Genomic DNA, 23984 nt, shown 5'->3' on the forward strand with positions numbered 1-23984 from the left:
GAGGTGCCGCGCCTTACAGCACCATCGCGCACGTAAGCTCGTTGAACATCCTTGGCTGGAAGAAGACGTCGGGCATGTCGACGCCGACGTCGCGGGATCGACCGACGCCCAGAAGCTTGCCGTGCGAGTGTCCGAAGAAGTGGAAGGAGCCGTAGTGCTGGCTCGGCCATGACCTAACTGCATAATGAGATAGCCAGAGGTCGCGGCCGCCGTCGGTCGTGCGGATCGCATGTTCCGGCCGCGCTGCCCAGTCAAACGACGACAACGTCGGGTGCAGGCTTCCCTTCTTGTCGACGTCATGATTTCCGATGACAAGGTGCTTGCGGCCCTTCAGTCGCCCGAAGATGGCCCGGATACGATCGGCATCGCGCGACAGATTGAACGCGAAGTCGCCGAGGTGATAAATGATGTCATCATCGCCGACGACCGAATTCCAAGCCGTTACGATGTACTCATCATGCTCGTCGATCGATGTGAACGGTCGAGGCTGCATGCTCAGCATGCGCTCGTGACCGAGGTGCGTGTCGCTGATGTAGAATTTTTTAACGAACCTCATCGGTCCCTCCTAAATTGCCAGCGAAAGCTGTTGTTGCTGCCGGTAGGCATTGACGGCTTCGTGGACGTCCACCCCATCGATCCGGCCGCGCAGGCGCAGGAGCTCGACAACTTCGTCGAATGCCGACCAGTGTTCTTCGAGGATGTCCCTTGCACGGCCGAGTTGGTCCTGAAGGATGTCCTCGACGCGCCGGCGAAGCAGCGGATCGAAGCTGCGGGCCTGAATGAGTGACACGGCGTCACGATGTCCGTCCGAGACCAAGGTCTCGCCCATCCCCAGAGAGGAAAGCATGTACGCTGCAGTGTTCGACGCCTCCGCCAAGTCGTCGACACAGCCTTCGGCATGAGTCCCGAAAACCATACGCTCTGCTGCCACGCCTGCGAGCAGTTGGGCGATGCGATCCATGAACCAGTTGACATCGTGCTGACCTTCGCGATGTCGGATGATCGCCACCCCCGCGATCCCATCGTTAGTGCCACGATCCTTATAGATGATGACCTCGAGGCACTCGAACCCGAGTGCCGCGGCGACAACCGCATGAGCGGCCTCGTGGATGGCCAAGGCATGAATCTCGTCGTGCGACCGACGTTCGCGCTTCGGAAGAGTCTTCATGACGTGCTTGATGTTGATAGTGACCCCATCACGCCGAGCCAGCCGGCGAGCTTCGCGGGCTACCCGTTCGAGGTCAGCGCCGGACATGCCTGCGGTGCGATGGGGAACGACGCTCAATTTTGGCAGCTGAATGCCCAAATGTTGCTCGAGGATAGCAACACGATCTTCGGCGTCGGGAAAGCCGATCTCGATGTGTCTGTCGAGCCTTCCAGAACGGCGAAGCGCGCTGTCGATCCCGCTGACATCATTTGCGGCGGCGATTACAATTACGCCTTCGCGCTCAATCGCCCCATCGACGCATTCAAGCAAAGCGTTCACCACGCCGCGCATCCATTCATCCGACCTGCCGTGACCGATGCTGCCGCGCTGAACAAAGGCATCGGCTTCATCGATCAAGATGACTGCCGGCGCTTGAGCGCGTGCTTCGCCGAAGGACGCCCGCATCGCCTTGATGAGATCGCCTTGGTGTCCTTCGCCGTTAGAAATCCAGGCGGCGTAGCCCCCAATGACAAGGTGCGCATCAAGCGACTTCGCCAGAGCCGACGCAAACGTGGTCTTCCCGACGCCGGGAGGACCCGAGAGAAGAACTGCACCATCGACATCAGTCCACGCGATACGACCGGCGCGCCAGTCATCGATATCCCGCTTGAGTTCCAGAGCCCAGTCTTTTGCTGCGCCGTAGCCAAAAAGTTCCTCAAGCGGACGAACGTCCGGAATGGTTCGCGGTGATGATTTGCTTTTAGTCTTGGCCGCAGCTTCCTTAGCCTCGGCCTCTGCTTCAGCCTCGGTGACTTCGACGTGCAGCCGAAGGGTTTCCGAGATAGGTCGAGGCGACAGGATAGCGAAACGGCGACGACGCCACGGCATCCCGATCAGATGTTCGGCATCGAGGCGGCTAATTACCCGTCCAACGCGCGCAGCCGCCTCGACAACGAGGTCGGCCGCGAACTCGACACGGACGACGCTGTCAGCAAGTCTCACCGTGGGATGTTCGGCGTCGCCTGCGTTGGCGAAAATCAAGAATGCCTTGCCGTCCGCGGCGCTCAGGCCGACGTCAATGCCGTTGCCGGGCTTCAATTTCGAGACAGCGAGTCCCACATCGTTGTCAGCGTCATCAACGAAGTCCTTGAGGTCGAGTTCGCAAGCAGATGCGAGATCGCGCAGCGAGAAATACGCTTCGTCTTCCCATACCGAAGCGTCCGTCGTTGGTGGAACGACGACGAGGTGAACGCCGCGCGGCGCGTGGCCGAGACCGGCTACGATGCGATCAATGTGGAGTCGAGCGAGAACGCGCTCGACGTCGGGCCGGCGTTTTTGAGCCATGAGGGCCTCCTGCAAAATCCAACAGCCGGCACCCGGGATGGGCGCTCGGAAAAGGCTATTGACGTATTCGCAGGGTCTTCATTTCAGTCGGCTCCGTTTGAGTTGCGGCAACCATGCCGGGCACAGTGTAGGATGTCAACGCGACATCCGGGTGTCAGTCTTCCGTGTTCGATCGCACGGTTAATGACATGCGATCGAGGCCAGTTAGAACGGGATTTCGGCATCATCCACTTCGGCGCAGACGGCTTTATAGACGTCAGCGACAGGGACCTTGAGCATCCAGTCGTCGTACGTCAACGTCTGCGGTTGCCACTGCTCAAGTGCCGGCCGTGCGATCCGTTCCGACACTGGAAGGCAGCGAGCAATAGAAACAGCCGCCGTTTGCTCGACCCCTTCGTCGTCGATGACGAACCCGAAGTCCCGCTTCTCTACCCAGTTTTCAAACGCCTCTTCGGCACCGACGCGCGCGATCAGATCAAGGAACTCCTGAGCCTCCATACCGGCCGCGCCGATGCCGTAGTTCTGTGCGCCGTGGATGTCCGTCCACCAGTGGTCGAACACTTTTGTGGCGGGGACGCCAACTGCCGTTTCGGCCTGACGGAAATACATCAAAGTCGGGAAGTTCACCCGAGCCTCTAGCGGCATGTTGTAGACGGTTCCCAGGAGCTTCGCTGCAACCTTTGGAGCAATCCAGGCTGGCTTCAGCTCGCGTAGCTTCTTCGCCGAGCATCCGACCTTGATTGTCAGCTGCCCGTCTACGAACGCGATATTAATCGGAAAGCGCTTTCTGACGCCGCTGATTGCCAGAAGTTCATTGCAAACGAGTTGAAGAGTCTCTTCGAGAACACTGGTCTTCTCCGGCATTCCGACGAACACCCGGAATCCGGCCTTCGTCAGGACCGGGACATCGCGGTATAGTCTGTGTTTGCCTGCTTCCAGGCAAAGCTTGAGATACAGCGGAAAGGTGAATTTGCTCTTGAAGCGAGACAGCGCATTGAGCTCGACCCACGCGTAGTCGCGGCTCTCCAAAACAACGGCCTTCAATGCAGCGGGCAAACGAAAGTAAAGAATGTCAGAGCCACGCAAAGCTGCCAGGTCGTCGGTGTCATGCAGGATTTGTAGCATGCACATCCGCACAAGGCCACGGAAGCCTCTCTGGTTTAGCCGAAGCGTCATTTCGGCTGACGAGAGACGTACAAGAGCTTGCTTGGCGCGCACCAGACTTTCGAGGCCAAGGTAGCGGACGAGATCGCCGAGGCGGATCGAGTGGACGTCACCGTTGATGCCACTCTTTCGAGCCTCAGCAAACAGCCTCCAAAATGCGGCGACGTCATGGGCACGGAGGTGTGTAGACACGATCCGCATCGTGTCGATTACGATACGGGGGATCTCCACACGCGGGGAGGATGCATCGTTCGCGTAGACCGCTTCCGACGACAGGTCACGGCACCGAATCCCGTAACGCTGATCACCCCGAACAATGTCCCCGCCGGTGCTTTGCCACACGTAGCCCCGCTCGCTACCGTCATTACGAACATAAACGAAAAGGTCACCGCGTTTGCCGTGAAGTTTATGACGCCTGCGCATTCTCGCCGCTTCATTCGGTTTCGTCTTTGATGGCAACTCCATTGCCGATGTCTCCCGCATTCCTACTAAAAGTGTGCTTGTCGGCTTCGGGAGGCACAATAGGCCGACAGTAATTTTTGAAGTTAATTTCGCGGTTCTCGACGCCGTCGGGATTCGCGCTGGTTTTTAGAACTATCCACTCGGTGGTATTAAATAAACTGAGGACACTCTGTAATTTGGATTAGAAGCCCTTATTGCGATAGCAACTTTGAACCTGGGGTTCAATTTTCATCCAAGGAGTTTCCTGGGGCTTCGCCAGATTTTTAAGACGGGTCACTTCGCTCGGTCATTTTACTTTGCCCAACAGCGAAGCTTAGAGCAAACGTCATGTTGGTGGGAAATTCGAAGCGGCAGATAGCTTTCCCGTGATCATGGGGTTCCCACGGTCACAGGGTTTCCTACAATCTGGGCTCCTTGTTTTTTCTTAGTATCCATTCGTCGCACCGGCGAAGCGCCGGAGGCTCTTAGTGCGTCAGTTCGTTTTTTGAAACGTATTCTGCACGTAGAAAGCAAATATTAATTCTACATGTAGAATTAACTTGTATGAGGTTCTGCCGATGAGCACACTTCTATGAGTAGAAACGCTTTTTGATGGGGTGAGGAGGATGGCGGCAACGGTAGTTACCAACGAAATTGAAGAAGAAACGACTTCGGTAAGCGACCAGTTGGGCCTGCTGCGCGAACTGCTCAATGAAGACCTCGTTGTCGAGCGCCCGAAGAAGTCGAAGCCCTCTGTCGGGATCGACGCCATGACGCCTGAAGAGTTCAAGGCGTATAAAGCCAAACTACAAGCGGAGCGGCGCGCGCGGAACAAGGAACAGGCTGCAGCCGGTTCCTTGCCGTTCGATTCCGACACGACTCGGGACGCGCTCGCCGACGCCGCGATCATGTTGCTATACTCGGGCGGCCCCGGTGCGACTGCGATCATTAACTACTTGGGTCAGGTGTTTCACGACAAGCCAGGCGCTCCAATGACGATCGCCGCTCGGGTAAAAACGCGGGCGCTCAAGCCAAAGCTCATCAAGTTTGCCCGCAAGTCATCGTAATTTGAGGATGGGACGCCGATGTCCCATTCTTGATTTGGAATCCCGGCGGTTTGTCGCTTGCACCGAAACGGCGTTTCATAAAGTCGCAACGGCGTTTCCGGAGAATTCGGATGGCAAGCGAGTTTTACAGAACCACAGAGCGGCAGCGGAAGTCGGCACAGGCGACGCGCGAGCGCCGCGCAGCGGCTGGCAGGCCTCAGCCCGTTGCCGTTGACGAGGCGCTGTCGGCGGCGCTGCGATCCGCGCTCCGGCAGCTGAAGGCCCAGGGAGATAGGACATCCAATACCTCCGACGTCCTCAATGCAATTTTCGATTCCGCTATCCAGCACCTCGTCGACGTCCGAGGGCTTGACAAGAAGCAGTCTTCCATCGCTTTGTCGGCCCGCTTGGTCAAGCGTCGGCGCTATACATCGGCATCGTGATTTCCTGGGCGTTTGTCCGTGTTCTCCCCATTACTTCCTAGACGTGAATCGGGATTCTCTAAACACGCCGTTTCTACCGACGGCAACAGGGCTACTGCCGCGCCGCCGGTCGTCGTAGCATGGGTCATTGGCCTGAGACCCCGATGTTTTTCGGCGAACCGGCGTTGCGTCATTCCGCCGATGATTACAGAATATTTGTAGGAGCGAAAAAGGAACGCTGCAGGGAGACATCAACTGGAATTGGCACTGAAGCAAGAAGTTCACGAACACCCCGATTTTCGGTTCGCAGACGCGGTAGCGGAGATTCTGGCCGTTGCAGAGCTGCCGAAAGACCTCACGGGATTGCAGACCGAACGGGCCCTCGGCTCTGTCGTAGCCGCATGGTCGTCGGCAAAGGGTTACAACCTGTCCGACGTCGCGCACAGCACGCTGGTGCTGACGCTAATGCAATTGTCTGGCTACGCAGCCCTGTTGTACCGTCGGTACATAGATGCATCCCACACTCTTGATGACGTCCGTGAAGATGGCGGCGACCTCGTCGCAGCTCTCGGTTCATACATCTCTTCAGCCATCGCATATGGCAATGGTGAAATCCGCGAGGAAGTCGCTGAGCTCCGACGGTTGATTGCAGAGCGAGAAGCCCCATGAAAGCTTGCGGCGTAACGCTGATAGAAGCAGAACAAGAGGGGCGGCCACTGAGCCGCTTTTTTGTTGCTTGCACGCAATGTCACCACTCTCCCTCCAAGGGAGACGTCACATGGCAAAACGACACAAACATCCAGAATACCATGTAGCCGAGCGCGCACTTGTCGCTGAGCTCGATCTCGCGGACAGAGCATTGATCCCGATACGGAACCTCGTTGAATGCAGCCTCGTGCGCATCTTCTGGCAAGATTGGCGACGATCGGATTCCCGTGATCCGAAATGGACCGAGACGCCGGGTGATCACGACGAACCGGAGTTTCACCGGGTCGATGGTTGGCCCGAGTATGGTGTAGGAACCGTCGAGCGAAAATGGGCGCGCCGGGCGAGACTTTGGATGTCATGGTATTCTGTAGATGCCTGGCACATTAGCGATTGGCTTGTTAACGCAGTGAGCGACGGCAAGCCATGGCTCTGGAACCTAGATGACTTCGGATATCCCAAGAAGCTTACGAAGTGCGGCACTCTAGACCAGCTCGTACGGGAAGCGTCCAAAGGCTTGCGGGACCGCAATGCGCGAATGGCGCGTGAGATCATTCTCGGACCAGACGACGAGCATTTCATTGGTGACCTCGGCGCAGGCTACACCCTTGTCCGCCTCTGCTCCAGCCTGGCGCTCCGGAGAGAGGGATCGATAATGCATCATTGCATAGGCCATGGCGGCTATGATCCGTATCTCGACGATCCCGACGTCCTCCTCGTCTCGGTTCGCAACAACGACGGACATCCTCTTGCGACGCTGGAAATACAATCGGGTTTCGTCCGGCAGTTCCGGGGCGTGGCAAATTCCGAACCGTCGGCTGCGGTGAAGGCCCTCGTTGACGGAGCTATTCACCAGTTCGGCTGGCAGGAATGGCGGGATCGCAGAGGATCGCGCGACGATGCGCCAGACTACGGCAATGGGGTCGTACCGGTCCTCCGTGACCTGCCGCCCGCGCGACGTCGTGGCTGACCTGGCGTCGTTCCGCCGGCGGGTGCAACATAATCTAGAGTACGCCAACGACAACAAGGAAGATGTCAATGCTGCTGTTTCGATCTATCCACGACGCTCTCGAGCGCCATCTACCTTCGATCGACGAGGAGACCGATCGGCAAGAGGCTCTGAGGTACTTGCGTGGACTAAAGTCTGTTCTCGCAACGAGAGCCGATACGGCCGAGTCGAACGTCACTCTCTTCGGAAATAATCTAACTCGCCGGCGGCTTGCGCAAGCTATCAACGCAGCCCACAGCCGGCAGATCGCTGACGCTCGCAGGATTCACCAGCACGCCCTCGACGGTTTCGGTTAGGATAACCACGATGACATCGACTGAACGTCCCGAATATGACATCGACCACTCCGATTTCCCACCGCCGCTGTGGGGGAGTGGTGGTCTGCCGCCTGGGAGCAGCATGACCTGGACAACGCCGACGCGGAAGTGTCTTCACCTCTTCCATCAATCAGACTCAAAGCCCGGCGTTTTTTCTTAGAGATGCGTAAAATTCTACCGTCCTTCGCAAGATATGATTCCGAAACAGTCGCTACAAGCCGCGTTCAATTTGTTGGAGAAGTCTTATGTCGACGTTGATCATCATCAGCCGCAGCCGAATACGTAGCGAGAAGACTCGCTGCTCGGCTGCCGGATGCCGGTCAAAAAATCCGTCGAGAGGACTACTGCATGATTCCTTGTTCGCCGGCATTCACGCCTCAGCCGCAAGCGACTGACCTGAAGGCAACCGCGGCGCTGCTTCAGCTTGCGATGCAGCTGCATCACCAGCGCGCCACCGCCCACGTTCTCGACGGACGCGTCCTCGTGCTCGATGATGACGCCTATCTCTTGATGCCACATCCTGTCCGCGAACCCGGTCCGTTTGCCGTGTCGGTTGAATTCCCCGATGGGGTCGAGATCGGCGCTGTCTTCGATCTCCTCGGCTCCTCGTTCGACCATCCTTGCCTCAGGCAGGCGATGTTGCTTGTTGCGCAGGCGAAAGAGGACCTCGACGTGGCTCGTGCCAAGGCTAAGGGCCTTATCCAAGACTTCGTCGCCGAGTTCGCTCAGGCGGCATAACCCACTTGCCTCACCGGTCCCGTCATCAAACGGGGCTTCCGATTAACTCTAACGACTTTCAGCATATCATTCTCCTGGCTCCGGGGCTAAAAGACCGGACCAGTGCCCAAGGAGGCAAGAATGCCCGTATCGCAGTCGATCAAGACCCAAGACTACGTCAACCCGGCGGAGGTCGAACGTCACATCCAGGTCAAGGCTGTAACAAAGCCTCGCGCGACATGGTCGGTGCGCCGTGCGTATCGCTTCGAACTTCAGTCTGAGGGCCGTGGTGAGCATAACCCGGTGGTCCGCGCATATGAAGTGTGGGGCAAGTCGGAGTGGCACGTCGGCACGATCGCCCGTCAGTTCGAGCTTCATGACGTCTTCGTCGTGCAGCTTCGCATGGTGGACGAGGTGCTGACGGCCGAGGCAAAGGTGCTGCTCAACATGCGTGCACGCAAGTCGTTGCGCCTCGGCGACGTGAGCGAGATCGTAGTTCCGCTTTCGTCTAAAGTGGACGATCACATGATGCGTCGCCTCGCTGCGGTGCCGACGCGGCTCGGATCGTGGGCTGCCGAACGTTTGGGTTCGATCTTCGAAGCCCACCTTGAGTGTATGCTCAAGAAAGCAGCGGAAGCGGCCTAAACTTCAGCCCCCGGCATCGTCCGATGCCGGGGGCTATTTCTCGTCAATAACCAGACATATTTGAAAACGGGCGGATGCTTCCGCTCACGAACTAAAGTCCGCTCCCTCCACGTAGTGCTGCGTCGAGCGCAGCGGGCGGCTCGTCCATGTGAAACACCGCCGGATTACGGCGTCGGGGGTGCTGTGCTTCGCTCGCCGCCGCCTTCCGCCCTCGGGTCTTCGGCTCTTGCCAGAGCAACCCGCTGGCGCTCAGCCAAGCTCCGGCATTGAACCCTTGAGGTGATCCAGGAATGTCCGCAACGCCGACGGCACCTGGCGATGCGATACGTAGTACGCATGGAAACCCGGTCCTTTCGACGACCATTCCGGAAGCACGATCTCGAGCGTGCCGGATGCCAACTCGGCGGCTACTCGCGATTTCAGGCAATAGAAGAGACCGCAGCCTTCCGTAACCATCCGAATAGACAACTCGGAATCTCCGAGGATCATCGTGCCGGGAACATCAACTTCGATCGTCCGGTCACCGTCGCCGAGTTCCCACTTGTAGAGCCGATCTGTTCCTGTGCGAATGCGGATGCACTCGTGTCCCATCAGGTCCATCGGCTCCCGCGGTCGCCCCCGTTCGTCAAGGTATGCTGGCGAGCCAACCATAACCCACTCCAGGTCGGAGGTCAGGCGTGAGGCAATCATCCCATCCGGCACGGTACCGCCGTAACGGATGCCGGCGTCGAAACCCTCCGACACCATATCGACGAAGCGGTCATCGACTACGATCTCGAGCTCGATATCGGGATATAGACGTCGGAAACTCGGAACGCGCGGACCGATCAGCAGATGTGCGGCGTCCCGCAATGTCGTGATCCGCACCCGCCCGCTCGGACCGTTCCTGAAACCGTCGAGAAGATCGATGGCGCTCTGGATGCCCAAGAAATGAGGCTCGAGTTCCGAAAGCAGCATTTCACCTGCTGCTGTCAGGCTGATGCTGCGACTGGTGCGATGAAATAGACGCACGCCCAGACGTGCCTCGAGACCGCGAATGGCGTGGCTCAATGCCGATCCGGAAACACCGCGGAGCGCGGCGGCTTTTCGAAACCCTCCAGCCCGCGCAATGGCGATGAAGGACTCAAGATCGCTGAGATCGGCTCGACTCGACATGCTATATGACGCCCATTCATCGCAGTGAGAAGTAAGCGTCAACAATACTCCGGATGAACTGCGTGGATCAAGCGCCGACGACGATACGGCCGCCACGCCATGAAATGGGACGTATCGGTATGCAAAGGATTGTCGATCAGTCGGAAGAGGAAAGCGCGCCTCGCTACGAAATCCTTCCTCACAAATTGATCATGAGGAACAGCGGTGCAAACCCAAGGCGCGGTAAAGCACCAGTTAGAAGATTCTTAGGTCTCAAAGAACTCGCGTCGTGGAAAATCCACCGCCAGGCTCGCTCCTCAAGCCTCAAGCCCGCGCCCGCATTTCCGCCGACGCGCTATCCTCAAGCCATATATTCTCGAGCCATTGCTTGAACGCGCTGACCTTCTCCGACCGGAGCCGTGATCGGACGTACGTTAGGGAATGACACCGGAGATTTGGCCCTGTCATCCCAAAGGGAAGGACAAGATTACCTCGTTCGACGTCCCTTTGAAGCAGACGATAACTCTCAAGGCAGACACCCCTCCCTTCGACAGCCGTCGCAATCGACATGAAGGCGTCGCGGAACCGCGAGCCTCTGTTCAGGTCGATTACTAGCCCATGGTCTTTCGCCCATTGCTGCCAGCTGTAGAGGGTCTGCTCGGACTTGATGAGGGTATGACCGACAAGGTCGGATGGCCTGCGGATTGGCTTCTCGCCGTCGGCAACCTCCGGCGAGCAAGCCACCACGATCGTTTCCAGAGGGAATTCTTCGGTGGCGATCGAGCCGAGGCGCGGCACGCTGCCATAGCAGATGTCCACATCCACCGAGCCATCCGTCAATTTTGCGGGGTCGGACGAAGAGAGGAGACGAATTTCGATCGAGGGATGCAGTTCCTCGAATTGCTGAAGCCGAGGCATAAGCCACAGAGATGCCAGGCTTGGCGCGCAGCCGACACTGAGGACGTCGACGCTGTTGCGTCGTGACACCTCGTCGGTGGCCTGTTCGATCATCGAAAGCGCTTCCGATAGATCGCGGTGATATCGCTCACCGATCTCGGTGAGCGATACGTTTCTTCCGATGCGATGGAAAAGTTTTTCACCCAGGTCCTCTTCCATCAACCTGATCTGGTGGCTAATCGCAGAGGGCGTCAGTTGCAGCTGGGCGGCCGCTTCAAGAAACGAACCACGCCTGCCGGCGGCGACGAACGACTGAATTGCGCGGATCGATGGAAGCGTCGTCATCGCTGCCCCGATCCATCGTCATGCATTCTGACTGCACCCCTCGTCATAGCGAGGCCACCTTGCGTGCAGTGCGCTGGCCGAAATCTGACCGGGTGCTCTCTCCGGCGGCGATACGCTTGATGTCGCCGAGAACCTGCGAGAAGTCGCCGAGGCTAGACGTGCCGAAGCCCATGTAAACCTGCTTGAACAGCTGGTAGAGCGTTTCGTACCGCTCCCGGGTCGTTGGATCAGGCTCGTACTTCTTGAACCCCACGCACATGGCGGCCTGGGCACTTTCGATCGATGCGTGGTCTTTCGAGGCGAGGGAGGCGAAAATCCCCGAACCGAGACCAGTGGGAACGCCGTCCGGAACCAAGATCGGCTTACCGATAACATTCGCGTAGATTTGATTGAGGATATGGTTCTTTTGCGGAATTCCTCCCCCATTTATAACGCGATTGACTGGAACGCCGTGCTGCTCCATTCGCTCAAGGATGATGCGCGTATGGAACGCCGTCCCTTCGATCGCGGCGTAGAGTTCGTCCTGCGCCGTATGGCCAAGATGCCAACCAAGGGTCATTCCGCCAAGGTCCGATCGCACCAGGACGGTCCGGTCGCCGTTGTCCCATGGAAAACGCATGAGACCGGTCTTCCCGCCCTCGATGCTTTCCAGTCCCTCGGCGAGCCTTGCCACGGTGGTGCCTGCACGTCGCGCTACGGCGTCGAAGAGATCGCCAACCGCGGAAAGACCGGCCTCGACGCCCACTAGGTCCGGGTGGGCGCTTCCCGGCACGACCCCACAAACGCCAGGGATCAACTTTACCCGCTCACTAACCGCTATGATGCACGTCGAGGTGCCGATAACGTTGACGACATCCCCAAGTTTGCACCCCGCTCCGATCGCGTCCCAATGGGCGTCGAAGGCTCCCGTGGGAACAGGAATGCCGGATGTCAGGCCAAGGCGTTCGGCCCAGTAGGTGCTAAGCCCGCCAGCAACGTAGGCGGACGTCTGGTAGGTGCCGCCGATTTTCTCTCTCACTCCATCAAACAATGGATCAACACGTGAAAGGAAGGCCTGCGATGGTAAGCCGCCCCATTTGGTGTTCCACATCCACTTGTGGCCCATCGCGCAGACACTGCGAACGATCCGCGATGAATCGGTGACCCCCGTAAGGACTGCGGCGGCCATATCGCAATGCTCCACGGCCGTTCCGAAGCGCTCGCGCTGATCCGGATTGTGCCGCAACCAATGGAGAAGCTTCGCGAAGCCCCATTCATGCGAATAAGTTCCGCCACACCATTCGATCGCTTCCAGGTGCATGTCGTGCGCCATGGCAGTGATCTCTTCGGCTTCCGCTTTGGCGCGATGGTCGCACCAGAGGTAATAGTCCCCGAGTGGCTGCATGTTCCTGTCGACGGGCAAGACCGACGACCCGGTCGTGTCGATGGCGATCGAACGGACCAACTTGGGGTCGATATCGCACTCGTCGGTAACCCGGCTCATCGCAAGCACCAGCGCTTCCATATGGTCGGCGTGGGACTGGGTCGCGAGATCAGGGTCGGAGCGGCGGCGCTCAAGCGGGTATTCCGCGATCGCCGTCCCGAGGGAACCCTTCTCGGAATCCGCCAGCGTCACACGAACGCTCAGGGTTCCGAAGTCAACACCTGCTACAATCGACATGGTAATCCCTACTTAGAACCGTCAGGCTGGCCGTAAGTCGCCGACTGGCCGTGTTTGCGTTGATAGTGGCGATCAAGCAGAGCAGCGGATATTTCCGGATCAGCCTGGTTCAGCTGGCGCGAATGGAAGGCGATCTTGGCGACAGCCTCGAGCATTTCCGCATTATGAACCGCGTCCGCCGCGTCCTTGCCCCAACAGAAGGGGCCGTGATCGTTTACCAGGGCAGCCGGGATCGAGAGCGGGGTATTGTTGCCCAGTGCTTCGACGATCACCTTCCCTGTGTTCCGGACGTAGTCATCACGGATTTCGTCATCGCGTAGCTTGCGCGTGACCGGGATCGTGCCGTTGAAATAGTCGGCGTGCGTCGTTCCCATCGCGGGAATCCCCTGCCCGGACTGAGCCCAAGCCGTGGCGAAGAACGAGTGCGTGTGAACGACAGCGCCGATCGACTTGAAGCTCTTATAAAGCTCCAGGTGGGTGTCGAGGTCCGACGACGGTCGCATCGTGCCGTCCACGATGTTCCCTTCGAGGTCCGTCACCACGATGTCCGCGGCGGTCATGGCCTTGTAGGAGACGCCGCTCGGCTTGATGGCGACGACGCCCTGCTCACGGTCGATAGCGCTGACATTGCCAAACGTCGAGATGACAAGACCGCTGTCATAGAGTTCGAAATTCGCGTCGAGCACGGACTTGCGGAGTTCTGCGTACTTCATGGCGCTCCCCTCAAACCTTCTGGCGACGGTTGAAGCGGTCAGCTGCGACGGCGATCAGGATGATCGTACCGATGACGACCTGGTGCCAGAACGTGTTGACGTTGAGCAGGTTGAGGGCGTTGCGGACGACGGCCATCAGGACCGCACCGACAACCGTTCCGAAGAGCGTAGCCCGGCCACCGGAGAGACCCGTCCCACCGATGACGACAGCTGCGATGACGTCGAGCTCGTAACCCGTTCCTGCTTCCGGCATGGCAGCCTCGAGGCGCGAGGTCAGGAGGACACCTGCGAAAGCCGACAGAACACCAACGAGAACGTATACCGCGATTTTCACACTGTCCGTCGGGATGCCGACGAGACGAGCGGCGTCCGGATTGCTGCCGATCGAAAGGACGAAACGGCCAAAGCGGGTGTAGTAGAGAAGGTAGAAAGCGATAGCGAAAACGATAGCAGTCAGGATTACCGGAACCGGGATTCCGCCGACATAGCTCTGGCCGATCATACGGAAAGCGGGATCGGATGCACCGACAATCGGGATGCCCTGCGTATAGACCATCACGACGCCGCGGCTGATGACCATGATCGCCATCGTCGCAATGAAGTCGGTGATGCCGACTTTCGTGATGAGGATGCCATTCACGAAACCGATTACCGCGCCGACCGCGATGCCGCCGGCACAGGCCAGAGCGACTGAATACCCGAGAACGATCAGGTTAGCCGTCACGAGACCGCTGAGCGCCAACGTCGAACCGACGGACAGATCGATACCTCGCATGCCGATAACGAAGGTCGCACCGAAAGCGATTACCGCGATCGGTACGGCCTGGCGAAGTACGTCGGTGAGATTGCCAAAGGTGAAGAAGCGTGGAGCCGCGAAAGCGAGCGCGATCAGCAATACGACGAAGGCGAGATAGACACCCGCATTGCCGCTGTTGCGTGCTAACTTGAAGCCCGAGCGCGGGCGCGTAGCTGCGATATCAGCCATGGATTCCTCCCTGAGTAGGCTGGCCTTGAGGCGGCCGGACCGAATGAAGTGCGAGTGTTTCTTCTTTGGACGTCGCCGCATCGACGACGGCGGTGATCCGCCCCTCGAACATGACCGCGACGCGATGGCAGAGACCAAGCAGCTCGGCGTTGTCGGCCGAGACCACGATGACGGCGCAACCGTCCTTGGCTGCCGCCTGGATGAGCGCGTAAACTTCGGCCTTCGCGCGAACGTCCACGCCGCGGGTAGGCTCTTCGAGCATCAGCACCTTCGGCTGTGTGAGCAGCCAACGGGCGAGCATGACCTTCTGCTGGTTGCCGCCGGAGAGCGACGTGATATCGGCCGATGGGCCGTCGCATTTGACGCCAAGCTTCGAGATATAGCTCTTCGTGATGTCGCGCTCGCGGCTCGGCTTGAGCGTGATCTTGCCCAGTGTGCCGAGATTGGCGATCGAAAGGTTCCAGCCCACGGAGTGCTCGGGGAAGATGCCCTCGATCTTGCGTTCCGCAGGCAGGAAGGCGACATGCTGACGGATGGCGTCCGTAGCGTCCGCAATCCTCGCCTGCTTGCCGTCGATGTGTAGCGAGCCGGCGTCAAAAGGGCGCTGTCCGAAGATGGCGCGCAATACAGCGCTCTTCCCGGAGCCTTCGAGGCCCGTGATGCCAAGGATTTCACCCTTGGCGACCGAGAAGGTCACGTCTTCGAAAACGCCCTTCTTCGTCAAACCGCGAACGTCCAACGAGGGTTCGGACCTTGCCGGGACGCGGGGAGGAAACTGTTTTGCGAGCGACCCACCGATCATCGCGCTAACGACCTTGTCGACATCGAGCTCGGATACGGGCAGATCGGCAACCGTACTACCATCGCGCAGCACCATCACGCGGCTGACGATGCCGAGGAGTTCCTGGATGCGGTGCGACACGTAGATGACGGCTTTGCCCGCCTGCCGGAGTTTCTCGATGATGGCGAACAGCTGCTTTCGTTCGACCTCCTCAAGAGCTTCGGTGGGCTCGTCCATGATGATGATGTCGGCATTGGTGCTGATCGCCTTGGCGATCTCGATCATCTGTCGATGGGACAGGCTGAGCTCGCGGACAGGGCGATCAAGCGGTACGTCGACGCCGAGGTCGCCTTTGAGAATACGGGAGGCGGCGGCACGCATTGCCGAGTGATCAAGCGGCGACGCGCTCGAGTTCCCACGACGGAGCTCCCGGCCCGCGAAGATATTTTCCGCTGCGTCGAAGTCCGGGAACAGGCTGAGTTCCTGGTAAATGATCGCGATTCCGGCTTTGGAACCGTCTTTGGGATTGTCGAGATCGACGACCCTGCCCCGCACCGAAATCGTTCCCTCGTCGCGTGCGTACGCGCCCGACAGGATTTTCATGAGCGTGCTCTTTCCAGCACCGTTCTCACCAACCAGGCCGAGGACGTCGCCTGGGTGGAGTACAAGGTCGATCCCATTAAGCGCCTTCATGTTCCCGAAGCGTTTAGTGATGCCCTTCATTTGCAGGAGCGGAGCGTTCGTCATCCAAGTCACCCTTTTCGATGAGCGGCCCCTCAAAAGAGGGGTCGCGTACGTGTCACTGTTTCTGCTGCGGAACGTAGACGTAGTCGCTCTGGTCGAACGTCTTGATGTTCTTTGCGTCGTAGGTCTTGGGCGCGACGAAGATTTTCTTGGGAAGCGAATTGCCCTTCATGACGAACTCGTCGACCGCGCGGATGATGTTGCGGCCCTCTTCCTTGGCTCCGGTGTCAACCGTGGCCGCGAAATCTCCCGTCAGGATCGCGTCGTTGGCTTCCTTCATGTTCTCGTAGCCGACGATCGCGACCTTGCCGTTCAACCCCTTGGCCTTGAGAGCCTGGAGGCCGCCGAGGGCCATTTCGTCGTAGAGAGCGACCAGAACGTCGATGTCCGGGTTAGCCGTGAACATGTTTTCGGTTACCGAAAGACCCTGGGCGCGAACCCAGCCGGCCGGCTGCTTGGCTACGATCTTGAAGTTCGGGTGCTTCGAGATGATCTCGTTGAAGCCCTTCATGCGCTGGCTCGTGTGCGGACCCGGCAGACCTTCTAAGATGCCGATCTTCACTTCCTTGTCGCCGTAGGTGTCGACGAGCCACTGAGCCTGTGCCCGGCCGCCGTCGCTCTGGTCGTAACCGATATCGCTGACGTAATACGGGTTGTCGGCGACCGGAGAGTTGAAGAGGAAGATCGGGATGCCTGCCTCGGTGGCGCGGCGGATCGAAGGAAGTAACGCACCTTCGTTGTACAGAGCGACGGCGATCGCATCGACGCCGTCGTTGATCCAGGCTTCCATGGTCCTGATCTGATCGTCCGTTGCAGACTGGCTGCTCGGAGCCTGGACGAGGAGCTGGATCGCGGAATCACCACCGCGCTTGTCGATTTCTTCCTTCACGCCAGCCAGAACGCGCTGGTAGTAAGTGTCCATCGCCGTGGGGAGGAAGCCGACCTTGAGCGGACGGTTGTCCTTCTTGACGGGCTTTGCTTCCTGGCCCGTCGGCTTGATGTCCTTGTCCATCAAGATGCCCGGAAAGACCTTCGAGTAGTCGGTCTGCTGCGCAAAGACCGAGCTGAAGGAAAGCGATGCAGTGACGGCGATTGCCGCCCCGAGCATTAGCGTACGTCTGGAAATTGTCACATGATCCTCCCTGGTTGTGACAAGACACGGGTCTCCTGTCCGCGGGAACGGGCCCGCGGCAGAACTTTGCAAACCGGCATTCAAAGGTTCGGCTTAGAGCCCTGGGGCGATCGTGAAGACCGCCCGTATCGGGCCAGCGCCGTAGTTCAGGCACTGGTACGTTGTGCCACCGGGCAAGAAGAACGACTCCCCGTCGCGGATGTGGAACGTCTCGTCGGTCTCGGCGAGATAGAAAGTGGCAGGTCCCTGCAGCACATAAAACACCGCGTCCCCTTCATGGCTGTCGGGTACGCTTGCGCGCGGGCCGACGCCACCAACCGGGATGACCAATTCTCCGAGGTGCATCCAGTCATTGCTGACAGCGAACTGGATCAGGACAGGATGGTCGGAACCGGAAACGATGTTCAGGCGATCGCTCTTGGAGACCTTGACGAGGTCGCCCTTTTCGCGGGCGTCAGCGCCATCGACAGGATAGGCTCCGAGTTTATCGAGGCTCATCATGCTCTCCCTTCGTGCTTGTAGAGGCGGGTCGGACCATCATAGGCAGTCGGCGGACCACTCTCGTCCCAGATGCGCGGGGCGATGCAGAACAGAATGACAGCAGGCTTGTCGCTGAAGTTATAACCGCGGTGCCATGCCCCCTTGGGGATGAGCACGGCATCCCCTTCTACGAGTTCTTCGGTCTGCCCCGTTGCCGGATTGAGGAGGTGAACGGTTCCTTCAAGGACGTAGTAGACTTCGTCGCCGGCGTGAATGTCGGCGGGATCGAAGTTACTACCAGGAGCAAGCTGATAGATGCCCGTGGTCTGCTGATCCGTGCTTGCGAGCAGGTAGTTCAGGTCACTCGAGTACGGCTTCGTGCCCGTGTAGATGAACATCTTGTACGCGTCACGCGTCAGGTGGACTGGCTTTTTCTCGCTTGGCGGATGCGGGAAATTGCCGAAGTAGCTTGGTAGTTTTGGCATTTCGGTACCTTAGGTCCGGAGTTCGGAAAGCAGCGACTTGAGAAGCCGCCAGGTTGAATCCACGGTCGTGTGGTTGAGGCGCTCGCGGGTGGTGTGGACATCGAACGCTTCCGGTCCGATCGACAGCATGTCGATGTCCGGAACCTTCTTTCGGAAGAGACCGAGTTCGAGGCTCGAGTGCGAAACCTCGACGTGCGGCTGTTCGCCGAACTCGCGCTCGTATGCGGCCTTGGCGGCATTGAGCATCCGGGAATCAGGGTTATACGGCCATTCCGGGCAATCCGCGAAGGTTTCGACGGTCGCCCCGTTGCCGATGAGCTCCGACAGTTGCCGGATTTTGTCGACGATGTTGTAGCGACGCGAGCTGACGGCGCTCGGGATCGTGTTGACGATCTCGATCTCGTTACGGTCATTCGAGAGCAATGCGACCGTATTCGAGCTTTCGACGAGACCCTCGACCTGAAGGCTTTTGCTCTGCACGCCGTTCGGAAGCAGGTTCATCGCATCGACCAACGCGCGAGCAGCCTGGGCCGAGAACACCTCGGTGAACTGCGTCGGCGACACTGTCAGACCAACCTTTAGGTTCGGGTCGCTGGTCTTGTATTCGAAGGCGATTGCGGCAGCTTCGGCTTCGATCTTCTGCTTGAGATCGGCGACCTTGGACGCGTCAACCGAGATGATCGCTTCCGCTTCGCCCGGAATGACGTAACGGTTTACGCCGCCATTAACTTCGGCAACGCTTGCGCTGGCCTCACGGATCGCGATCCGAAGAAGGCGGCCGAGCTGGACGATCGCGTTGGCGCGCTCGAGGTGGATGTCGAATTCAGAGTGACCGCTGCTGAGGCCGGAGATGCGCAGCGAAAGAGCGGTTTGGCCTGAGGCGCGCGGTTCCCACTTGAGCGGAATTTTGAAGCGCGCCGAAATGTCACCGGCGCAACCTGCGAACAGGGACTTTGGATCATGCCAGTTCATGTCGAGCAGGCGCTTGCCGCTGAGCTTGGCACCCTCGAAGTACTGCGCGCCGCCCTTTCCTACTTCTTCCTGCACCGTCAGCACGACTTCCAGCGGCGGATGCGCAATGTCGTCCGATGCCAACAGCGACATCGCGAATGCTACGCCGACCGTGTTGTCCGCACCGAGCGTCGTGCCCGTGCCATGGATGAAGTCGCCGATGACCTGAAGCTTGATGCCTTCGTTCTTGAAGTCATGCTCAACACCTTCGTCGCTTTCGCAGACGATATCGGTGTGTCCGTGCAGGATGAGCGTCGGCGCGTTCTCGTATCCGGGCGTGCCGGGCTTCTTGATCAGGAGGTTGTAGATATCGTCCTGGTAGACTTCAAATCCACGAGAGCGAGCGAAATCGGCGATATGATCGCTTACCTGCTTCTCGTTGTATGAACCGCGCGGGATGGCGCTGAGTTCTTCAAAAAATCCAAAGAATATTGCAGGCTCCAAGCCTGCTAGTACAGAATTGGCGCGTCTATCGACAGTCTTTCCGGCCGGGACACTCATTCAGTCCTCCTCTTACTCCAAATCAGCGCAATACTTTCCTGTTCGCCGAAACATAGTCTCGGCAATTGCGTAAAACCGTATTGCTTCACATCTTACGCTCTAAGGCGATCGAGGCTCAGACGCCCTCCACGGCCTGAACCATCTTCGTTTCGAGCAAGTATTTCAAACGCATTATTCAGTGAAATAGGTGAGATAATTTCACTTGAGCGCTTGGCTTCTTGATTTAATGCATACATTACCGCATTCATAAATGTCAAGACTTGGTCGCTGGTCGAGCGATTGGCGTCGCTCGATACCACCTGGCTGGGCGCCAATGTTGACACTGCAATTCCCAATTGACTCCATCTACAAATGCGCTAATGTATACATTATTGCATTCGTATCGACTGGCAACATTGGGAGGAACCACAATGCCGTTGAATGTACGCAAGCCACTTCATAGCCTTGCTATCGTCGCCGCGTTGGCGATGAGCGCGTCGTATGCGCCAAGCGCATTTGCGATTGACGTCGATCAGCAGATCAAGGAAATCGAAAGCCATCCGGCAAAGGGTCCAAACGGCGAAAAAGCCACGCTTGCGAGCGATCTCAAGCTCTCGCCGGACGAGGTCGAGAAGATCAAGGCGAAGAAAGCCAAGGCCGCGATCGTCATGCACTACACGGCCTCCGACTGGGCCAAAGCTCAGATGGCAGGCCAGAAAAAGGCTCTCGAAGAACTCGGCATTCAGATCGTCGCGACGACCGACGCTGGCTACCGCGCGGAACAGCAGGTTTCAGATATCGAAAGCGTCATGGCTCTCAAGCCGGATGTCATGATCACCGTTCCCGCCGAGCAGTCGGCGACCGCAGCAGCCTACAAGAAGGCAGCAGCAGCCGGCATCAAGATCATCTTCCTCGACCAGACGGGCGCAGGAATGAAAGCTGGCAAGGACTATGTCAGCCTGGTGTCGTCGGACAACCGCGGCATGGGCAAGGTCGCCGCTCTCTTGATGGCGAAGGCGCTGAACGGCAAAGGCGAGATCGGCCTGATTCCGCACGCATCCGATCTCTTCGCGACGAAGGAACGCGTCGTCGGCTTCAAGGAAGCGATCAAGGACTACCCGGATATCAAGGTCGTCCAGGAAACGGGTGTCGGCGGCCCTGACTTCTCGAGCGAATCCGAACGCGTCGCCTCCGCGATGCTGACGGCCCATCCGAACCTCAACGGCATCTGGGCAGTCTGGGACGTTCCGACCGAAGGCGTTCTTTCTGCTGCACGCGCGGCTGGCGCTTCCAAGGACCTGGTCATTACGACCTGCGACCTCGGCGTAAACATCTCAATCGACATGGCCAAGAAGGGCTACGTCAAGGGAACCGGTTCCCAGCGTCCGTATGGTGCCGGCTACGCAGAAGGTATCCTGGCCGGGTACGCACTACTCGGCAAGGACGCACCTCCGTACGTTGTGCTCCCTGCCCTCGCCGTTACCCGCGACAACCTTCTCGAGGCATGGCCTCAGTCGAACGGCGACCAGGCTCCCAAGCTCTTGACTGACGCAATGAACTAACGACGCCAGGGGAGTGGCGCTGCCCCTCCCCATTTCACAAGCGGCGGATACGATGATGAATACACAACTACATGCGGATACTGTCGCCGCCGTCAGGATGAGCGACGTCAAGAAATCGTTTGGTGGCATACACGCTCTCCGCGGTGTCAGCCTGACGATCCAGCCTGGTACGATCCACGCGCTGGTCGGCGAGAACGGGGCCGGAAAGTCCACACTCCTGAAAATTCTCCAGGGCGTGTTGAGCCCCACCGAAGGAACGATCGAAGTTTTCGGCGAACGAATGACGGAGAACTCTCCGGAAAATGCCCGCCGCCTCGGGATCGAGATGATCTTTCAAGACCTTAGTCTGATCCCCTCGCTGTCGGTCGCCCAGAACATATTCCTGAACCGCGAACCGCGTCGGATGTCGTTGCTGCTGGACGAACGGAGAGAAATCACCCAGGCCGCCGACATCATCGGCCAGCTGAACCTCCGGGTCGATCCTCGGACACCCGTCTCGGAGCTCAGCGCCGGTCAGGCCCAGCTGACGGAAATCGCCAAGGCCATTCATCAGAAGGCACGTGTTCTGATCCTCGATGAGCCGACGTCGTCGCTCAGCGCGCAGGAAGCAGACACACTTTTCGGAATGCTGCGTAGGCTGACCGCCGCAGCGACTGCGGTGGTGTACGTCTCGCATCGCATGACCGAAATCATGACGATCGCCGACGAGATCACGATCCTGCGCGACGGTCAGAATGTGACGTCAGGGAAGACCTCCGATTTCACACTGGATTCCATCGTCCAGCACATGGTCGGCAAACGCGTTACCGGATTCCAGTATCAGGCTCGCCCCATTGACCGCTCGGGCACACCTGCACTCAAAGTGCGGGACCTGTCGGGACCATCCGGCAAGCCCGAACACGTGAGCTTCGATGTCCACAAGGGCGAGATCGTCGGGATCGCTGGCCTGATGGGTGCAGGACGGAGCGAACTCGCCCGTCTGCTGTTCGGCGTCGATCGACGCAAAGCCGGATCGGTCGACCTCGATGGCAAACCACTTGAGTTCCGGTCGCCAGCCGATGCCATCAAGGCAGGCATCGTACTGGTACCGGAAAGCCGGCACGACGAGGGTCTCATTGTCGAGCATAGTGTTGGTCACAACTTGGGACTCCCACAGATCGACCAGATGGTGCGTGGCCCTTTCACTGACCGCAACCGTGAGAGCGCGCTTAATGCCGAACTCATTTCCCGCCTTCGCATCAAGACGCCGAACGCGGAAAACAAGGTTCGCAATCTATCGGGTGGCAACCAGCAGAAAGTCGTCATCGCCAAGTGGCTCGCCACCGATCCATCCGTTGTCATTCTCGACGAACCGACCGCTGGCGTCGACATCGGTTCGAAAGCCGAGATCGTGGAGCTAATTCGCAGCGTCGCATCATCCGGCAAATGCGTGATCGTAATTTCGTCTGAACCCGCCGAGCTCCTGGCCACGAGCGACCGCATTCTCGTCATGAGCAATGGAAAGCTCGCCCGTGAAATCGAGCGTGACGAAATCGAAGGCTGGGCGGAAAGCGCCGGCGACGAAACCCAATCTCCGCTAATCCGCAGGGAACTCGGCCTGCAGGTCGCGATACAGAAGGCAAGCAAAAATGTCTACTGAAGTCAAAGCGTTGAGCGCAAAACCTGAACCAGAAATCCCACGCAGGCCGTGGCACAGCAACTGGCGCGACTACGTTGTCTACATCGGGTTCGTCGTCATCTTCATCGCTTTCGCGATCTTGCTCCAGGACCGTGGATTCCTCTCCTCGAATAATCTGCTGAACATCCTCCGGCAGACGGCGATCGTTGCTATCGTCGCGATGGCAATGTCGTTCGTACTCTCGGCGGGCGAGATCGACCTTTCCGTTGGCGCGATCGCAGGTCTGTCTTCGGTAGTTGCAGGCCTGGTGCTTATGCAATACGGGCTCGCCGCCGGCATCTTCGCAGGCTTGGCTCTTGGCCTTGTGGTCGGCGCTATCAACGGCACCCTCACCGCCTATCTCAATATCCCGTCGTTCCTCGTAACTCTCGGAATGATGGGGATTGCGCGCGGCGTCGGCATGTGGGTTAGCGGCACCGCTCCTGTTCCGATTGTCGACGACACCTTCGTCTACGTCTTCGGCTCCGGCAACATCGGTCCCATCCCTGTCCTCGTGGTCTGGGTCGCAATACTCGGAACCATCGCCCACTTGGCTTTGCGCAAGACACCTTTCGGTCGGAAGGTCATGTCGGCCGGCGGCAATGCGGTGGCAGCCCGTTACAGCGGCATCAACGTCCGGAAGATCAAGTTCCAGGTCCTGCTTCTGACGGGTGTCGCGGCGTCGATCGCCGGAATGCTCTACGCGGGCCGTCTGCAGTCCGGTCGCTTCCAGCTCGGTGAAGGCGACGAACTGTCGGTCATCGCGGCGGTTGTCCTCGGCGGCACAAGCCTCTTCGGCGGCCGCGGCACCGTTGTCGGATCGATCGTCGGAGCGCTTTTGATCGGCGTCATCAACAACGGCTTGATCCTCGGCGGCCTTGACTACAGCCAGCAGCTGATCGCCCGCGGTCTGCTCATCATCCTCGCGGTCGCGCTCGGTCGCAGCCGCTAACAAGAAGCA

At 58.8% G+C, this 23984-nt stretch carries 24 protein-coding genes; 9 read left to right on the forward strand and 15 right to left on the reverse strand.

Going from position 1 to position 23984, the window contains the following annotated elements:
- Window positions 1-13: 13 nt before the first annotated feature.
- The 3 genes from AC13RM_RS08825 to AC13RM_RS08835 all read right to left on the reverse strand — a co-directional run bounded on the left by AC13RM_RS08825 (window position 14) and on the right by AC13RM_RS08835 (window position 4120).
- Window positions 14-556 carry a hypothetical protein gene (locus tag AC13RM_RS08825; protein ID WP_374817399.1) on the reverse strand — a complete coding sequence of 181 codons (543 nt, stop codon included), beginning with the start codon at window positions 554-556 and terminating at the stop codon, window positions 14-16.
- A 9-nt stretch (window positions 557-565) separates the two neighbouring features.
- Entirely contained in the window at window positions 566-2491 is a 1926-nt protein-coding gene (locus AC13RM_RS08830) for an AAA family ATPase (protein WP_374817401.1), read from the reverse strand.
- Window positions 2492-2695: 204 nt separating this feature from the next.
- Window positions 2696-4120: a hypothetical protein gene (locus AC13RM_RS08835; RefSeq protein WP_488554844.1), complete on the reverse strand. Its 1425-nt coding sequence runs from the start codon at window positions 4118-4120 to the stop codon at window positions 2696-2698.
- A gap of 602 nt (window positions 4121-4722) precedes the next feature.
- On the opposite strand from AC13RM_RS08835, the gene AC13RM_RS08840 reads away from it, so the two are divergent.
- From AC13RM_RS08840 to AC13RM_RS08850, 3 genes are all read left to right on the forward strand, one after another.
- Entirely contained in the window at window positions 4723-5163 is a 441-nt protein-coding gene (locus AC13RM_RS08840) for a hypothetical protein (protein WP_374817405.1), read from the forward strand.
- A gap of 110 nt (window positions 5164-5273) precedes the next feature.
- Window positions 5274-5585 (forward strand): hypothetical protein, encoded by a 312-nt coding sequence (locus AC13RM_RS08845; RefSeq protein ID WP_374817407.1) that lies wholly within the window; start codon window positions 5274-5276, stop codon window positions 5583-5585.
- A 240-nt stretch (window positions 5586-5825) separates the two neighbouring features.
- A complete protein-coding gene (locus AC13RM_RS08850; RefSeq protein WP_374817409.1) occupies window positions 5826-6233 on the forward strand; it encodes a hypothetical protein in 408 nt (135 codons plus the stop codon).
- 520 nt (window positions 6234-6753) lie between these two features.
- On the opposite strand, the gene AC13RM_RS08855 is transcribed toward AC13RM_RS08850, so the two are convergent.
- Entirely contained in the window at window positions 6754-6945 is a 192-nt protein-coding gene (locus AC13RM_RS08855; protein ID WP_488554845.1) for a hypothetical protein, read from the reverse strand.
- On the opposite strand from AC13RM_RS08855, the gene AC13RM_RS08860 reads away from it, so the two are divergent.
- Window positions 6925-7239, forward strand: coding sequence for a PcfJ domain-containing protein (locus AC13RM_RS08860; protein WP_374817413.1), 315 nt, complete (start codon window positions 6925-6927; stop codon window positions 7237-7239). The two genes, AC13RM_RS08855 and AC13RM_RS08860, sit on opposite strands and share 21 nt — an antisense overlap.
- A 233-nt stretch (window positions 7240-7472) precedes the next feature.
- Here the strand turns inward: AC13RM_RS08860 and AC13RM_RS08865 are convergent, their stop codons facing one another.
- On the reverse strand, window positions 7473-7616 hold the full coding sequence (locus AC13RM_RS08865; RefSeq protein WP_374817415.1) for a hypothetical protein: 144 nt from the start codon (window positions 7614-7616) through the stop codon (window positions 7473-7475).
- Window positions 7617-7943: 327 nt separating this feature from the next.
- On the opposite strand from AC13RM_RS08865, the gene AC13RM_RS08870 reads away from it, so the two are divergent.
- Together AC13RM_RS08870 and AC13RM_RS08875 are read left to right on the forward strand one after the other, a co-directional pair.
- Window positions 7944-8333: a hypothetical protein gene (locus AC13RM_RS08870; RefSeq protein ID WP_374817417.1), complete on the forward strand. Its 390-nt coding sequence runs from the start codon at window positions 7944-7946 to the stop codon at window positions 8331-8333.
- Between the two features lie 120 nt (window positions 8334-8453).
- Window positions 8454-8957, forward strand: coding sequence for a hypothetical protein (locus AC13RM_RS08875; protein WP_488554846.1), 504 nt, complete (start codon window positions 8454-8456; stop codon window positions 8955-8957).
- Window positions 8958-9206: 249 nt separating this feature from the next.
- Here AC13RM_RS08875 and AC13RM_RS08880 read toward each other — a convergent pair whose 3' ends face one another.
- The 10 genes from AC13RM_RS08880 to AC13RM_RS08925 all read right to left on the reverse strand — a co-directional run bounded on the left by AC13RM_RS08880 (window position 9207) and on the right by AC13RM_RS08925 (window position 19825).
- Window positions 9207-10112, reverse strand: coding sequence for a LysR family transcriptional regulator (locus AC13RM_RS08880; RefSeq protein WP_374817421.1), 906 nt, complete (start codon window positions 10110-10112; stop codon window positions 9207-9209).
- Between the two features lie 303 nt (window positions 10113-10415).
- Window positions 10416-11333: a LysR substrate-binding domain-containing protein gene (locus tag AC13RM_RS08885; protein ID WP_374817423.1), complete on the reverse strand. Its 918-nt coding sequence runs from the start codon at window positions 11331-11333 to the stop codon at window positions 10416-10418.
- A gap of 43 nt (window positions 11334-11376) precedes the next feature.
- Window positions 11377-12993 (reverse strand): ribulokinase, encoded by a 1617-nt coding sequence (locus AC13RM_RS08890; RefSeq protein ID WP_374817425.1) that lies wholly within the window; start codon window positions 12991-12993, stop codon window positions 11377-11379.
- Window positions 12994-13001: 8 nt separating this feature from the next.
- A complete protein-coding gene (gene araD / locus AC13RM_RS08895; protein ID WP_374817427.1) occupies window positions 13002-13706 on the reverse strand; it encodes an L-ribulose-5-phosphate 4-epimerase AraD in 705 nt (234 codons plus the stop codon).
- A gap of 10 nt (window positions 13707-13716) precedes the next feature.
- The gene (locus AC13RM_RS08900) at window positions 13717-14691 is read right to left on the reverse strand and encodes an ABC transporter permease (protein ID WP_374817429.1); all 975 of its coding nucleotides are present in this window, start codon (window positions 14689-14691) and stop codon (window positions 13717-13719) included.
- Window positions 14684-16219 carry a sugar ABC transporter ATP-binding protein gene (locus AC13RM_RS08905; protein ID WP_374817431.1) on the reverse strand — a complete coding sequence of 512 codons (1536 nt, stop codon included), beginning with the start codon at window positions 16217-16219 and terminating at the stop codon, window positions 14684-14686. The genes AC13RM_RS08900 and AC13RM_RS08905 overlap by 8 nt, the downstream gene beginning before the upstream one ends.
- 52 nt (window positions 16220-16271) lie before the next feature.
- On the reverse strand, window positions 16272-17348 hold the full coding sequence (locus AC13RM_RS08910) for a sugar ABC transporter substrate-binding protein (RefSeq protein WP_374817433.1): 1077 nt from the start codon (window positions 17346-17348) through the stop codon (window positions 16272-16274).
- 93 nt (window positions 17349-17441) lie between these two features.
- Window positions 17442-17846 carry a cupin domain-containing protein gene (locus AC13RM_RS08915; RefSeq protein WP_374817435.1) on the reverse strand — a complete coding sequence of 135 codons (405 nt, stop codon included), beginning with the start codon at window positions 17844-17846 and terminating at the stop codon, window positions 17442-17444.
- Window positions 17846-18313, reverse strand: a complete 468-nt coding sequence (locus tag AC13RM_RS08920) for a cupin domain-containing protein (RefSeq protein WP_374817437.1) — start codon at window positions 18311-18313, stop codon at window positions 17846-17848. Before AC13RM_RS08920 ends, AC13RM_RS08915 begins: the two co-directional genes overlap by 1 nt.
- 9 nt (window positions 18314-18322) lie before the next feature.
- On the reverse strand, window positions 18323-19825 hold the full coding sequence (locus AC13RM_RS08925; RefSeq protein WP_374817439.1) for an aminoacyl-histidine dipeptidase: 1503 nt from the start codon (window positions 19823-19825) through the stop codon (window positions 18323-18325).
- 410 nt (window positions 19826-20235) lie between these two features.
- Here AC13RM_RS08925 and AC13RM_RS08930 point away from each other — a divergent pair, with 410 nt between their 5' ends.
- From AC13RM_RS08930 to AC13RM_RS08940, 3 genes are read left to right on the forward strand one after another with little or no spacing between them, the layout of a single operon-like run.
- Window positions 20236-21366, forward strand: a complete 1131-nt coding sequence (locus tag AC13RM_RS08930) for a substrate-binding domain-containing protein (RefSeq protein WP_374817441.1) — start codon at window positions 20236-20238, stop codon at window positions 21364-21366.
- Window positions 21367-21421: 55 nt separating this feature from the next.
- The gene (locus tag AC13RM_RS08935) at window positions 21422-23005 is read left to right on the forward strand and encodes a sugar ABC transporter ATP-binding protein (RefSeq protein WP_488554847.1); all 1584 of its coding nucleotides are present in this window, start codon (window positions 21422-21424) and stop codon (window positions 23003-23005) included.
- On the forward strand, window positions 22995-23975 hold the full coding sequence (locus AC13RM_RS08940) for an ABC transporter permease (RefSeq protein ID WP_374817445.1): 981 nt from the start codon (window positions 22995-22997) through the stop codon (window positions 23973-23975). The genes AC13RM_RS08935 and AC13RM_RS08940 overlap by 11 nt, the downstream gene beginning before the upstream one ends.
- The last annotated feature ends 9 nt before the right edge of the window (window positions 23976-23984 follow it).

It is taken from the genome of Martinezella sp. CNPSo 3732 (genome assembly GCF_057784515.1).

Bases quoted from the DNA above. Each gene is read 5' to 3' on its own strand.
- AC13RM_RS08890 (WP_374817425.1), bottom strand. From the start codon at position 12,993: ATGTCGATTGTAGCAGGTGTTGACTTCGGAACCCTGAGCGTTCGTGTG.
- AC13RM_RS08925 (WP_374817439.1), bottom strand. From the start codon at position 19,825: ATGAGTGTCCCGGCCGGAAAGACTGTCGATAGACGCGCCAATTCTGTA.
- AC13RM_RS08875 (WP_488554846.1), top strand. From the start codon at position 8,454: ATGCCCGTATCGCAGTCGATCAAGACCCAAGACTACGTCAACCCGGCG.
- AC13RM_RS08835 (WP_488554844.1), bottom strand. From the start codon at position 4,120: ATGGAGTTGCCATCAAAGACGAAACCGAATGAAGCGGCGAGAATGCGC.
- AC13RM_RS08885 (WP_374817423.1), bottom strand. From the start codon at position 11,333: ATGACGACGCTTCCATCGATCCGCGCAATTCAGTCGTTCGTCGCCGCC.
- AC13RM_RS08920 (WP_374817437.1), bottom strand. From the start codon at position 18,313: ATGCCAAAACTACCAAGCTACTTCGGCAATTTCCCGCATCCGCCAAGC.
- AC13RM_RS08830 (WP_374817401.1), bottom strand. From the start codon at position 2,491: ATGGCTCAAAAACGCCGGCCCGACGTCGAGCGCGTTCTCGCTCGACTC.
- AC13RM_RS08900 (WP_374817429.1), bottom strand. From the start codon at position 14,691: ATGGCTGATATCGCAGCTACGCGCCCGCGCTCGGGCTTCAAGTTAGCA.
- AC13RM_RS08940 (WP_374817445.1), top strand. From the start codon at position 22,995: ATGTCTACTGAAGTCAAAGCGTTGAGCGCAAAACCTGAACCAGAAATC.
- AC13RM_RS08865 (WP_374817415.1), bottom strand. From the start codon at position 7,616: ATGTCATATTCGGGACGTTCAGTCGATGTCATCGTGGTTATCCTAACC.
- AC13RM_RS08860 (WP_374817413.1), top strand. From the start codon at position 6,925: ATGCATCATTGCATAGGCCATGGCGGCTATGATCCGTATCTCGACGAT.
- AC13RM_RS08880 (WP_374817421.1), bottom strand. From the start codon at position 10,112: ATGTCGAGTCGAGCCGATCTCAGCGATCTTGAGTCCTTCATCGCCATT.
- AC13RM_RS08845 (WP_374817407.1), top strand. From the start codon at position 5,274: ATGGCAAGCGAGTTTTACAGAACCACAGAGCGGCAGCGGAAGTCGGCA.
- AC13RM_RS08915 (WP_374817435.1), bottom strand. From the start codon at position 17,846: ATGAGCCTCGATAAACTCGGAGCCTATCCTGTCGATGGCGCTGACGCC.
- AC13RM_RS08840 (WP_374817405.1), top strand. From the start codon at position 4,723: ATGGCGGCAACGGTAGTTACCAACGAAATTGAAGAAGAAACGACTTCG.
- AC13RM_RS08905 (WP_374817431.1), bottom strand. From the start codon at position 16,219: ATGACGAACGCTCCGCTCCTGCAAATGAAGGGCATCACTAAACGCTTC.
- AC13RM_RS08825 (WP_374817399.1), bottom strand. From the start codon at position 556: ATGAGGTTCGTTAAAAAATTCTACATCAGCGACACGCACCTCGGTCAC.
- AC13RM_RS08930 (WP_374817441.1), top strand. From the start codon at position 20,236: ATGCCGTTGAATGTACGCAAGCCACTTCATAGCCTTGCTATCGTCGCC.
- AC13RM_RS08870 (WP_374817417.1), top strand. From the start codon at position 7,944: ATGATTCCTTGTTCGCCGGCATTCACGCCTCAGCCGCAAGCGACTGAC.
- AC13RM_RS08935 (WP_488554847.1), top strand. From the start codon at position 21,422: ATGAATACACAACTACATGCGGATACTGTCGCCGCCGTCAGGATGAGC.
- araD (WP_374817427.1), bottom strand. From the start codon at position 13,706: ATGAAGTACGCAGAACTCCGCAAGTCCGTGCTCGACGCGAATTTCGAA.
- AC13RM_RS08855 (WP_488554845.1), bottom strand. From the start codon at position 6,945: ATGGCCTATGCAATGATGCATTATCGATCCCTCTCTCCGGAGCGCCAG.